The 11,879-nt window shown below is 72.9% G+C and carries 13 protein-coding genes; 5 read left to right on the top strand and 8 right to left on the bottom strand.

What is annotated here, in order from left to right; all coding sequences use genetic code 11:
- Together ACR9ZG_RS15045 and ACR9ZG_RS15040 are read left to right on the top strand one after the other, a co-directional pair.
- Window positions 1-452, top strand: a 452-nt coding sequence (locus ACR9ZG_RS15045) for a DUF7144 family membrane protein (RefSeq protein WP_481285658.1), incomplete at its 5' end; no start/stop codon positions are given.
- Between the two features lie 102 nt (window positions 453-554).
- Complete coding sequence (locus ACR9ZG_RS15040; RefSeq protein WP_481285657.1) at window positions 555-1,181, top strand: hypothetical protein; 627 nt, start codon at window positions 555-557, stop codon at window positions 1,179-1,181.
- Between the two features lie 29 nt (window positions 1,182-1,210).
- On the opposite strand, the gene ACR9ZG_RS15035 is transcribed toward ACR9ZG_RS15040, so the two are convergent.
- Entirely contained in the window at window positions 1,211-2,647 is a 1,437-nt protein-coding gene (locus ACR9ZG_RS15035; protein WP_481285656.1) for a lipase maturation factor family protein, read from the bottom strand.
- Between the two features lie 145 nt (window positions 2,648-2,792).
- On the opposite strand from ACR9ZG_RS15035, the gene ACR9ZG_RS15030 reads away from it, so the two are divergent.
- Window positions 2,793-3,329, top strand: coding sequence for a hypothetical protein (locus ACR9ZG_RS15030; RefSeq protein WP_481285655.1), 537 nt, complete (start codon window positions 2,793-2,795; stop codon window positions 3,327-3,329).
- Between the two features lie 128 nt (window positions 3,330-3,457).
- On the opposite strand, the gene ACR9ZG_RS15025 is transcribed toward ACR9ZG_RS15030, so the two are convergent.
- The gene (locus tag ACR9ZG_RS15025; protein ID WP_481285654.1) at window positions 3,458-4,180 is read right to left on the bottom strand and encodes an endonuclease/exonuclease/phosphatase family protein; all 723 of its coding nucleotides are present in this window, start codon (window positions 4,178-4,180) and stop codon (window positions 3,458-3,460) included.
- A 95-nt stretch (window positions 4,181-4,275) separates the two neighbouring features.
- Between ACR9ZG_RS15025 and ligD the strand changes: the two genes are divergently transcribed.
- The gene (ligD, locus tag ACR9ZG_RS15020) at window positions 4,276-5,295 is read left to right on the top strand and encodes a non-homologous end-joining DNA ligase (protein WP_481285653.1); all 1,020 of its coding nucleotides are present in this window, start codon (window positions 4,276-4,278) and stop codon (window positions 5,293-5,295) included.
- 193 nt (window positions 5,296-5,488) lie between these two features.
- Here the strand turns inward: ligD and ACR9ZG_RS15015 are convergent, their stop codons facing one another.
- Window positions 5,489-6,229 carry a UdgX family uracil-DNA binding protein gene (locus tag ACR9ZG_RS15015; protein WP_481285652.1) on the bottom strand — a complete coding sequence of 247 codons (741 nt, stop codon included), beginning with the start codon at window positions 6,227-6,229 and terminating at the stop codon, window positions 5,489-5,491.
- A gap of 149 nt (window positions 6,230-6,378) precedes the next feature.
- Window positions 6,379-7,449: an ATP-dependent DNA ligase gene (locus tag ACR9ZG_RS15010; protein WP_481285651.1), complete on the bottom strand. Its 1,071-nt coding sequence runs from the start codon at window positions 7,447-7,449 to the stop codon at window positions 6,379-6,381.
- A gap of 137 nt (window positions 7,450-7,586) precedes the next feature.
- On the opposite strand from ACR9ZG_RS15010, the gene ACR9ZG_RS15005 reads away from it, so the two are divergent.
- Window positions 7,587-8,036: an SIP domain-containing protein gene (locus ACR9ZG_RS15005; protein WP_481285650.1), complete on the top strand. Its 450-nt coding sequence runs from the start codon at window positions 7,587-7,589 to the stop codon at window positions 8,034-8,036.
- Window positions 8,037-8,096: 60 nt separating this feature from the next.
- Here ACR9ZG_RS15005 and ACR9ZG_RS15000 read toward each other — a convergent pair whose 3' ends face one another.
- From ACR9ZG_RS15000 to ACR9ZG_RS14985, 4 genes are all read right to left on the bottom strand, one after another.
- Window positions 8,097-8,954: an SDR family NAD(P)-dependent oxidoreductase gene (locus tag ACR9ZG_RS15000; RefSeq protein ID WP_481285649.1), complete on the bottom strand. Its 858-nt coding sequence runs from the start codon at window positions 8,952-8,954 to the stop codon at window positions 8,097-8,099.
- Window positions 8,951-9,328, bottom strand: coding sequence for a Fe-S oxidoreductase (locus tag ACR9ZG_RS14995; RefSeq protein WP_481285648.1), 378 nt, complete (start codon window positions 9,326-9,328; stop codon window positions 8,951-8,953). The genes ACR9ZG_RS15000 and ACR9ZG_RS14995 overlap by 4 nt, the downstream gene beginning before the upstream one ends.
- Window positions 9,325-10,773: a dihydrolipoyl dehydrogenase family protein gene (locus ACR9ZG_RS14990; RefSeq protein ID WP_481285647.1), complete on the bottom strand. Its 1,449-nt coding sequence runs from the start codon at window positions 10,771-10,773 to the stop codon at window positions 9,325-9,327. The genes ACR9ZG_RS14995 and ACR9ZG_RS14990 overlap by 4 nt, the downstream gene beginning before the upstream one ends.
- Window positions 10,774-10,843: 70 nt before the next feature.
- Entirely contained in the window at window positions 10,844-11,629 is a 786-nt protein-coding gene (locus tag ACR9ZG_RS14985; RefSeq protein WP_481285646.1) for a crotonase/enoyl-CoA hydratase family protein, read from the bottom strand.
- Window positions 11,630-11,879 lie beyond the last annotated feature (250 nt).

Below are 11,879 nucleotides of genomic sequence, written 5' to 3'. Positions count from 1 at the left end.
TGTCCGCCACGACGCCTCCCGCCTCCACGCCGCCGGCCTCGACCGCGCCCGCCACGCCGGCCCGCCGCCCCGGCTCGGTCACCTTCGTCGCGGTCCTCACCTACATCAACGGCATCGCGAACATCATCGGCGGCGTCCTCATCCTGTTCACGCGGGACTCGATGGCGCGCGCGAGCGGAGGCTCGGTCGTCGGCATCACCACCTCCGCCGTGCTCGCCCTCCTGCTCGGCATCGTGACGCTGATCGTCGCCCGCGGGCTGCTCGACGGCAGCCGCGTGTCCCGCGCGATCATCACGATCGTGATGATCGTGAACCTCGTCAACGGCGTGCTCCTGCTCTTCACCCTGCAGTTCGTGTCGGGGATCATCGAGGTCCTCTGGACCGTCCTGCTGCTCTCGCTCCTGTACACCCGGCGCGCGAACGCGTTCTTCGCACGCGCGCGCCGCGGCTGACCGGCCCGCGACGCGCCGTACGCGCCGAACGCCCCGCGACATCAGGGAGAATGGACGGGGCGACGCCGCCGGGCGTCGCGAGTCGTGTCCGGGAGGTGACGTATGCGCTGGCCGTCGTGGTTCCGCAAGAGCAGCGAGCCGTCGGTGCGCACCCGCCGCTTCGACGAGGACGCGCTGCCCGAGCCTCCCGCCCCGACGCTGCAGCAGTCCGTCGAGGAGGGCATGCTGCTCGCGGAATACGCCACCCGGATGGCGGTCAAGAACCACATCGTCGTCGACACCATCCAGTACGGCAACGACTTCGACCCGTCCCGGCACACCAGGGAGGCGGCGGACATGCTGCGCGAGCTCGCCGCCGAGCAGGGGGAGGCCGCCGGCAGGATCGAGGAGGAGATCGCCGCCGCGTCCGGCCTGCGCGGCGACGCGATGCACCCGCACGACTATCGCGACGTCGACACCGCGAACCTGGCCCTCCGCCGCGACGCGGCTCTCGCCCTCGCCGACGCGCTGCGTGCGAAGGCCGACTCGGAGGAGCAGCTGCTCGAGCTCGTCGAGCGCGGCCGCGCCGACGCCTGGGACGAGGTCGGCCGGGCGATCGAGGCCGGACTCGACGCCTTCTCCGGCCGCGAGGCGCTGCGCGACGACTACGAGCGCGAGCGCCCGGCCCGGCTCAAGCTGCTGATCTGGCGCGACCTCGCCCGGCTGCAGGAGGAGCGGACGGGGTACTGAGCGCGCCGCGCCTCACCCGCGCTGGCGCCTCACCCGCGCAGGCCGACCGCCGGCACCAGTGCGCCCACCTCGCTGCGCACCCAGCGGTCCCCGGTGCGTCGCTTCTCCTCACGCGTCGCGAACCGGTACAGGTACATCGTCGCCCGGACCGCACGCGGCGCGCGACCGTCGAAGGGGTCGGACCGCAGCAGCTTCAGCGTGGGGCGGTCCGCCTCCAGCAGCCGAAGCAGGAACACCTCGAACCACGGCGAGTCGCGCGAGCCGAGCGCGAGGAACCACATCAGCCAGTCCAGCCGGAGGTGGTACGGCGCGAACTGCCGCGGCAGCCTCCTGACGTCCCCCGGCTTGCCCTTGAACGCGTACTCGCGCCACTCGGCCTCCGGGTCGTGCGGATCGTCCTCGGTGCCCTCGACCACCACCTCGAACCGCTCCTTCGTCACGCTGCCGAAGGCGCCGTACGCATTGACCAGGTGCCAGCGGTTGAAGCTCGCGTTCATCAGCTGGCGGCGCGAGAACAGGTTCTTGAGCGGAGGCCAGCTGAGCACCACGAGGAACACCGTCACCGCGAGCGACACGATCAGGTACCAGAGCGGGATGGTGTCGGCGCCGACCCCGCCGACCGGCGCGCCGAGCGCCCACGACCAGACGCCGTCGCTGATCCCGGCGAAGGCCAGCACGATCGTGATCCAGTTGAGCCACGCGAAGTTGCCGGTCGCAACGAGCCACAGCTGGGTGAGGATGACGACCGCCGCCGCCGCGCTCGCCACCGGCTGCGGGAGGAACAGCAGCCACGGCACGACGAGCTGCGCGAAATGGTTGCCCAGCACCTCCACCCGGTGCCACCACTTCGGCAGCAGGTGCGCGGTGCGGCTGAGCGGGTTCGGCATCGGCTGCGTCTCGTGGTGGTAGTACAGGGCGGTCAGGTCGCGCCACGAGCGGTCGCCGCGCATCTTGATCATCCCGGCGCCGAACTCCAGCCGGAACACCAGCCACCGCACGAAGATCACGATCGTGATCGGGGGAGCGGTGTCCCACGCGCCGAGGAAGGCGACGATGAAGCCCGCCTCGCAGAGCAGGCTCTCCCAGCCGAAGCCGTAGAACGTCTGCCCGACGTTGACGATGGAGAGGTAGAGGAACCAGATCACGAGGAAGACCGGCACGAACACCCAGGTCGGCGTCAGCTGCAGCAGGCCGGCGACCACCAGCGCCGACAGCGCCGCACCGGTCCAGGCGATCGTCAGGAGCAGCCGGTCGGAGTAGCGGCGGCGGAAGAGGGTCGGCTGCGTGCGGGCGTAGCTCAGCTGCAGGAAGCGCGGCACCGGCAGGAGGCCGTGCTCGCCGAGCAGCGCGGGGAACTGGTTCACGGCCGAGACGAACGCGACGAGGTACAGGGCCGCGACCCCGCGTTGCAGGATCTCGCGCGCGATCGTGTACTCGTCTCCCGCGAGCCAGCCGAGAACGTCCATGCGCTGTCACCGTACGCCGCGGCACAACGCATGCGAAGCGTGCTTTTCCCAGCGCCGGCGCTCTGGTCCTCCGCCGACGGCCGCCGTTAGCGTGCTCCTACACCCACTGCTTCCAGGGTGGGGAAACGACACTTCGGGGGACGGAATGCTGCGCATCACCACGGTCGACGAGGCCTACGCCGACATCGACGCCACACTGCTCACCTTCGACGGCGAGACGCTCGCCTGCTGGAAGGAGCCCGGCCCGGAGCCCGGCCCCGAGCCGGTCGCACGATACCGGCTGGCGCAGCTCAGCACGGTGGAGGCGCTGGAACCGCCCGCTGCGGCCCCCGCGGCCCGCGGGGTGGCCGGCCGCGCGCGTGCCACCGCGGCGACGCCGAACGCCTTCCGCCGCTGGACGGAGGCCGACGAGCACGCCGTCATCGCCGCCTACCACCGCGGCGACACGCTCGACGAGATCGCCGCGGCCGTCGGGCGGCGGGTCGGGGGCGTCCGCGCCCGGCTCATCGGGCTGGGAGTGATCGCACCGGAGCCGGGCGACCGGCTGATCTTCCCCGCGACGCAGCCCGCGTTCCCCGCTCCGGCCGGCGGGACGGTGCTGCGGCCGCGGCTGCACGTGGTCGGAGACGTCGCGGAGCGGCGGCCGGACGAGCCGCCCACCGCGATGAAGGGGACGCCGTGAGGCGGTCCCGGCGCCGCCGGGGAGGGGCGGCGCGGCGGTCCGGTCGCGGCGGCGGCCGGATCGGACGCGTCTGCGGGGGCGGCGGGGGACCGCTCCCGCAGGCGCGGCGCGCACGTGCGCGCGTCGGCTCAGGCGGCCAGCTGGGCGTCCAGGCTGATGGCGCGGTGGTCGGAGGCGCCGGCGGGCAGCACATCCACGTGCTCGATCTCGAAGCCGGTGGAGGTGACGAAGTCGAAGTAGCCCGAGAAGAACCGGTAGCGCAGGTAGGTGGGCTCCGTGGTCCGCTTGAGGGTGTAGCCCGAGGTGGTCAGCCGGCGCTCCAGGCCGTTGATGAACCAGGGGTAGTTGAAGTCGCCGACCATGATCGCCGGGGCGTCGGGGGCAAGCGAGCGCATCCCCTCGTGCGCGGCGGCGATCTGCTTGCGGCGCAGCGAGTTGGAGGCCGTGAGCGGCGCCGCATGGAAGGAGCCGACCAGCACGTTCTCACCGGTGTCGCGGTCGCGCACGTGCACCGCGAGCAGCCGCTCGTGGGCCGGGGCGAGGACGCGGTCGTGCAGCGACTTGTGCACGGCGAACACCTGGGTGTGGAGGATCTCGTACCGGTCCTCCCTGATGTACACGGCGAGGCCGAGCCGGTTGCCGCGGGTGGCGTCGGCGAGGACCATGTGGTGCAGCCGCTCGGGCAGGGCCTCGGAGTCGCACTCCTGCAGGCAGAGGGCGTCAACGTCGTAGGTCGAGGCGATGTCGGCGAGCTCGTGGCCCGCGGCGTGCTTGCGGAGGTTGTAACTGACGATCCTCAGGTGGACCCACCCCTTCCTGTTCGCTCGACCGCCATGCGGACGCGTCATCATTGTGGCCCATGCAGCTGTGGAGGCAAGCAGCGCGAACGCATCGCACACGGAATTCACAACACGGTCACGAGGTGTTGCGGCTGTACGGTGTTCGCATGGCCTCCGACGCAGTCGTCCTCACCGTTCCCGGCCCGCACGGCGACCGCGAGGTCCGCCTCTCCAGTCCCGGTCGCGTCCTGTGGCCGGAGCCCGGCATCACCAAGCTCGACCTGGCGAACTACCTCATCGCGGTCGGAGACGCGTTCGTCCGCGCCAACGGCGACCGCCCGGTGTCCCTGCAGCGGTTCCCGGACGGGATCGACGGCGAGCAGTTCTTCTCCAAGAACCCGCCGCGCGGCGCCCCCGACTTCGTGCGCGCGGTACCGGTCGTGTATCCGAGCGCGCGGTCCCACCCGCAGGTCGTGATCGACGAGCCGGCCGCGGCGGTGTGGGCGGCGCAGATGAACACGGTCGTCTTCCATCCCTGGCCGTCGCGGGCGGAGGACTCGGACAACCCGGACCAGCTGCGGATCGATCTCGACCCGCAGCCGGGCACGGGCTTCGCCGACGCCGTTCCCGCCGCCATCGAGCTGCGCGCGGTGCTGCGGGAGGCCGGCCTCGAGCCGTTCATCAAGACCTCGGGCAACCGCGGCCTCCACGTCTTCGCGCCCATCGAGCCGACCCACGAGTTCCTCGACGTGCGCCACGCCGTCATCGCCGCCGCGCGGGAGCTGGAGCGCCGGATGCCCGACCGGGTCACGACCGCGTGGTGGAAGGAGGAGCGCGGCGAACGCGTCTTCGTCGACTTCAACCAGGCGAACCGCGACCGCACGATGGCCGGCGCCTACAGCCCGCGCGCCCTCGCGCATGCCTCCGTGTCGACGCCGGTCACGTGGGACGAGCTGCCGGAGGTCGATCCCGCCGCCTTCACGGTGCTGACCGTGCCGGAGCGCCTGGCCACGACCGGTGACCCGTGGGAGCGCTTCGACGAATCCCCCGGCCGCATCGACGAGCTGCTCTCGTGGTGGGCGCGCGACCTGGAGGCGGGGCTCGGCGAGCTGCCGTTCCCGCCGGACTACCCGAAGATGCCCGGCGAGCCTCCCCGCGTCCAGCCGAGCCGCGCGAAGAAGGAGTAGCGGCGCCGCCTGCTCGGCGCGAGGTCGGCGCGTTCTGCGCTTGCTCGTCGCAGGCTCGTTGCGGGCTCAGCGCTGGCTCGCAGTCGGCTCAGCGCTAGGTCGGCGTCGTCTCGGCGCCGGCTCGCGGCGGCTCAGCGCTAGCTCGGCGCTGGCTCGCCGCTTGCTGACCGCGGTGGACCAGCGACCCGGCTCGCTAGGCCGCCGCGCGCGCCGCGGTCTCCAGGTCCGCGACGAAGCCGTCGAACGCCTCGTCCCACCCTGGCTCCCCACGCAGGCGGAGCAGCGCCGAGGGATGCGTCGTGATTACCACGGCGAACCGTGCCGCCGGAGCTGCGTCCTCCGCGGCTCTGTCCGGGGCTGCTGCGTCCGGCGCCGCTGCGTCCGCCGCCGCTGCGTCCTGCAGCGGGTAAGGGATGACGCGGCCGCGCTCCTGGGTGATCCGCACGCTCCTCCCGAGCACCGACCGCGCAGCCGTGGCACCGAGGCAGACGACGACTCGCGGCTCGACGGCACGCAGCTCCGCGCTCAGCCACGGGTGGCAGGCGACGATGTGCCAGACGGCGGGCTTGTCGTGGATGCGGCGCTTGCCCCGCGGATCCTGGTGGTGCCGGAAGTGCTTCACCGCGTTCGTGAGGTACACGTCGGCGCGGCGGATGCCCGCGGCCTCCAGCGCCTCGTCGAGCACGCGCCCCGCCGGCCCGACGAACGGCGTGCCCTCGCGATCCTCCCGGTCGCCGGGCTGCTCGCCGACCAGCATCAGGCGCGCCCGCGGACCCCCGGCCGAGAACACGACCTGCGTCGTGTCCTCCCACAGTTCGCAGCCGCGGCATCCGGTCGCCGCCTCGCGCAGCGCGGCGATCCCGCCCCCGGCCGGCACGAACGGCTCCGCACCGCCGTGCTCGCCACCCGCGCCGCTCTGATCCTTCCGAGCCATACCGGTCAGGCAACCACCGGTCGCCGGCACCGGCAAGCGGGCGGCGCTGCAGCGTCCAGGTGCCGGACCTCCGTGGTCGGCCGCCGGGCGTGTGCGCCGCCGCGCTCTGCTCCGCGCCGTCGCGCAGCTTCGCGCGCCGCCGGCGCCGCTCAGGTCAGCACGTCGCCGAGGTCGTAGGCGATCGGGCGGTCGAGCTGCTCGAAGGTGCAGGATCGGGCGTCACGGTCGGGCCGCCAGCGCTCGAACTGGGCGGTGTGCCGGAAGCGCATCCCCTCCATCTGGTCGTAACGCACCTCCAGCACCCGCTCGGGACGCAGGCGCACGAACGACACGTCCTTGCCGGACGAGAAGCGGCTGCGGTCGGTCTCGCCCGTGACGGCGTTGCCGTCCGCGTCGCGCTCGACCAGCGGGTCCAGCTCGTCGATCAGCGCCAGCCGGGTCTTGTCGGTGAACGCCGACACGCCGCCCACGTTGCGCAGCTCGCCGTTGTCGCCGTAGAGCCCGACCAGCAGCGACCCCACTCCGCGTCCGCTGGCGTGGATGCGGTAGCCGAGCGCGACGACGTCGGCCGTGCGGTGGTGCTTGATCTTGAGCATCGTGCGCTTGTTCGGCGCGTACGCTCCCGACAGCGGCTTGGCCACCACGCCGTCCAGGCCCGCGCCTTCGAACTCGACCAGCCAGCGCCGCGCCAGGTCGACGTCGGTCGTCGTCCGGGTGAGCTCGAGCGGAGCAGGGAGGTCGCCCGCGAACTCCTCGAGCGCCGCGCGGCGCTCGGCGAAGGGGCGCTCCACGTACGACTCGTCGCCGATGGCGAGCAGGTCGAACGCCACGAACGTCGCCGGGGTCTGCTCCGCCAGCAGCTTCACCCGGCTGGCGGCGGGGTGGATGCGCTGCGACAGCGCCTCCCAGTCGAGCCGCTGGTCGCCGGGTGCGCCGGTGGGGACGACGATCTCGCCGTCGAGGACGCACGGTCCCGGCAGGATGCTGCGGAACGCCTCCACGAGGTCCGGGAAGTACCGTGTCAGCATCTTCGACCCGCGGCTGCCGATCTCGACCGCGCCGACGCCGCCGTCGGCGTCGGGCTCGGCGTAGACGATCGCGCGGAAGCCGTCCCACTTGGGCTCGTAGCTCAGCCCGCCGGCGACGCTGTCCGGCTCCGGCACCGCGGGGACGGCCTTGGCGAGCATGGGGGCGATGGGGGAGTCCGGGGTCGGGCGCATGGTCCGATCATCCCGCGAGCCGGCGGGGAGCGGAAGTGCGGCACGGTCTCGTGCGGCGCGGTCTCGCGCCGTACGGCACGGTCTCGGGCGTCCTCTCAGCGGCGGTTAGGTAAGGCTCGCCTATACTCGACGGTGAGATGTACCGACCCGAGCACGCCACCCACACGGCCGACACCGCGCACCACGACGATCGCGTCCAGTTCGTCGTGGTCGGTGACGAGTCGTCCCTGATCGAGCTGGACGCGGAGCTGGCGCTGCTGCCGCTGTGCGCCAGGGGCCGGGTGTTCGTGGAGGTCGCGGACGACGCGCAGATCGTCCCCCTCGCCGCGCCGATCCGGATGACGGTGACGTGGCTCGCCCGCGCGGACCGCTCCGGCCGCCCGGGAACGGGCGAGCGCTGCCCCCGCGGCGAGGCCGCGAGCCGGGCCCTCCGCGCCTGGTCGGCGGAGATGCTCTGCGACGGCCCGGGGGCCACCCGCGCCATCCTCACCGGGAACCCCGTGCTCGTCTCCGAGGTGTGCGACCACCTCATCCACACGGTCGGAATGGCGCCAGACGCCGTCGCCACACCGACCACCGCGCGCTGAAGCGCCCGCCGCCGTCGCGTCGCGTCCCGGCCGAGCCTCCCGCCCTACTCCCGCACCCCTCTACTCCCGCACCTCGTCCGCGGTGAGGAGTTCCGTGGCCGACCACAGGTCGCGGCCCAGCTGCGCGTCCTTCGCCTGGGGCGAGGTGCTGCCGTTGGCGCGCATGCGGTCGAAGTAGGTGCCGCTCGGCGCGCCGACCGGGGCCGCTCCCGCCAGGTGGAGCAGGGGTGCGGCCCCCACCTCCACCGGAACGCCGTACGAGCCGCGGGTGACCGCCGCGCCGAACCGGATGAGCGGGGAGGTGGAGCCGAAGTTCGTCGCGATCGTGCCGGGGTGGAACGAGTACGCGGTGATGCCGGTCCCGGTGAGCCGCTCGGCCAGCTCGGCGATGAACAGGATGGTGGCGAGCTTCGCCGTCCCGTACGCGCGCCAGCCGCCCAGCCAGGGGCGGCGCTCCCAGTCCAGGTCGTCGATGCGGAGGCTGCCGAAGCGGTTCGCGAGGCTCGCCGTGGAGATGACGCGCACATCCCTCCCCGCCGCGGCCGTCTGCGTCAGCCGGGGCAGCAGCAGCCGGGTCAGGAGGAAGGGCGCGAGGTGGTTCGCCTGGATCGTGCGCTCGTGCCCGTCCACGGTGACCTCGCGCGTGCTGTACAGGCCGCCCGCGTTGTTCGCCAGCACGTCGATCGTGTCGTAGCGCTCGAGGAGGGCCTCCGCGAGGCGGCGGACGTCGTCCAACCGCTCGAAGTCGGCGAGGAAGGCGGTGCCGCCGACGCGCTCGGCCACGTCGCGCGTGCGCTCCGGGTTCCTCCCGACGACGGCGACCTCGTCGCCCGCTTCGGCCAGCCGCGCCGCGGCCACCGCCCCGATGCCCGAGCTCGCCCCGGTGAGGATCACCGTGCGGCGCCCTGCGTCGCTCATCGATATCCGCCCTTCTCGAGTCCCGCCTCGATCTCGAACCGGTTGCGCAGCGGGTCGCGCCCGGCCACCAGGTAGAGCAGCGGGAACAGCATCCCGAATCGCTGCCACTGCCGCTTGTGCACCGCCTCGTGCTCCAGGATCGCGTCGCTCACGTTGTGGTCGGTGAGATAGCACCCCCCGACGCACGATCCGCCGCGGCCGAAGGTGCGCTTCGGCATGCCCTGGAAGACGAAGAGGCCGCCCCGCCGCTCGACCCGCCCGGTGCTCCAGAGGAACCCCCAGGTCAGCCCGACGGCCGTGGCGTAGAGGTAGCCGAGCCGGCTGATCGGGGAATCGACGAGGAGGCGGACCAGCGGCCCGGAGACGCCGTTCACTTCTCGGGCCGGCCGTAGGCCTCGAGCAGGCGCAGCCAGACCTCGCTGATCGTCGGGTACGACGGGACCGCGTGCCACAGGCGCGTGATCGGCACCTCGCCCACGACGGCGACGGTCGCGGAGTGGAGGAGCTCGGCGACATCCTGCCCCACGAACGTCGCGCCGAGCAGCACGCCGCGGTCCTCGTCCACCACCATCCGCGCCGTGCCCTCGTAGTTGTCCGCGACCACGTAGGCGCCGCTGACCGAGCCGATCGGGTAGTCGACGACCCGGATGCGGTAGCCGGCCTTCTCGGCCGCCGCGGCCGTCAGCCCGACCGAAGCGACTTCGGGGTCGGTGAAGGTCACCTGCGGGACGGTCTGGTGGTCGGCGGTCGCGACGAAGGCACCCCACGGCTCCAGCGACACCTCACGTTGCTTCGCGCGGGCGGCGATCGCGTCTCCGGCGGCGCGGGCCTGGTACTTGCCCTGGTGGGTGAGCAGCGCGCGGTGGTTGACGTCGCCGACCCCGTAGAGCCACCCGCCGTCGACGGGTTCGCCGTCCGCACCCAGTACGCGCATGCTGTCGTCGACCGTCAGCCAGGCGCCGGCCTCGAGGCCGAACGCCTCCAGCCCGAGGCCGATGGTGTGCGGGACGCGGCCCGTCGCGACCAGGAACTGCTCGGTCTCGAGCACCTCGCCATCGCTCAGCGTGACCCGGAAGCGGGACTCCTCGGTGCGTGCGACCGCATCGACGCCGGTGTCGAGGTGGAGGGTCGCGCCCAGTTCGCGCAGGGAGGCCGCCACGAGCTCACCGGCGAACGGCTCCTCGTTGGCGAGCAGCCCGCTCCGCGCCACCAGATGCACACGCGTGCCGAAGCCCGCGTACGCGGTCGCCATCTCGGTCGCGACCACGCCGCCGCCGAGGATCGTGAGCGACTCCGGCGCGCGCTCGGCGCTGGTCGCCTCCCGGCTGCCCCACGGCTCGCTCTCGCGCAGACCGAGGATGTCCGGCAGCAGCGGCGCAGAACCGGTGCACACCGCCACCGCGTGCTTCGCCGTGAGCACCGTCACCGAGCCGTCCTCGGCCGTGACGGTCACCTCGCGGGGAGCGGTGATGACGCCGCGCCCGCGCACCAGATCGATGCCGGCGCTCTCCAGCCATTTCACCTGGCCGTCGTCGTTCCAGTCGTTCGTCATGTAGTCGCGCCGCCGGAACACCGCCGCCACATCGAGCTTCCCGGTCACCGCTTCGCGCGTGCCCCCGACCCGCTGGGCCGCTCGCAACAGCGCACCGCTCCGCAGCAGGGTCTTGGAGGGCATGCACGCCCAGTACGAGCACTCGCCGCCGACCAGCTCGGCCTCGACGATGACCGTGCGCATCCCTCCCTGGGCGGCGCGATCGGCGACGTTCTCGCCGACCGCCCCGGCGCCGATCACGATGACGTCGTACTCGGTGGTGCTCATGGGTTCTCCTGTCTGGATGCTGCTCGACTGTTGCTGCTCAACGGATTGCTGCTCAACGGATTCGACGGACTCAACGGCCGACGAACGTGGCCTCGGTGCGGGCGAGGAAAGCCTCCATACCGATCCGCGCGTCCTCGCTGCCGAGGAGGCGGACCAGCGCGGGCTGGAGCTCGGCGGCGGCCGCGGCGTCTGCGTCGCGCACCGCCCGCTTCGCGTTCGCCAGCGCCGCCTGCACCGCGAGCGGCGCCTGCGCGGCGATGCGTTCCGCGATGGCGAGTGCACGGTCGAACTGCTCGCCGTCGTCGACGACCTCCTGCACGAGCCCGATGCGGTACGCCTCCTGAGCGTCGAAGAGGTCGCCGGTGAGGATGTAGCGCATCGCGCCGCCCCAGCCCGCCACGCGGGGGAAACGGAGAGTCGCACCGCCGAACGGCAGGATGCCCCGCGTCACCTCGATCTGCCCGAACCGGGTGGACCGCGCGGCCACGGCGACGTCGCAGGCGAGGATCAGCTCGATGCCGAGGGTGAGGCAGGTGCCCTGGACGGCGATGACCACCGGCTTGGTGACCGGGGGACCGGACAGCTGCCACGGGTCGAGGCCGTCGGGACCGACGAACGACAGCCCCTCCGGCCCGATGCGCGGCCCGAGGTCGGCCAGGTCGAGCCCCGCGGTGAAGTGCTCGCCCACCGCGTGGACGAGCCCCACCCGGAGCTCGGGGTCGCGTTCCAGCTCGCCGTACGCGTCGGCCAACCGGGTGAGCAGCTCGAAGTCGGCGGCGTTGCGCTTCTCGGGACGGTCGAGGCCGATGAGCAGGACGTGCCCGCGGCGCTCGGTGCGGATCTTGGCTGAGGTCATAGCGACACGGTACCTGTCGCCGTCACACGCCCTCCCCGGCATTCGGCTGATCCGTGGACAAGTGGCGCGGCCCGCGGCGTGTGGACGATTCCGGGACGGCGTCCGGCGCCAGCGACCCGGCGCCGCCTCCCGCCCCCGGCGCGGCAGACGCACCGCCGGCAGACCCGCCGCCGCCGTCGACTCCGGCGCGCACGCCGGCCCGGCGGCCCCGGCCCGCGCGGGGCGGGGGGGGGGGGGGGGGGGGGGGGGG

Source organism: Leifsonia sp. KNZ12-8B (assembly GCF_056755495.1).
Note: the sequence above shows the minus strand (reverse complement) of the source record. Positions and strands in the feature narration are given on the sequence as shown.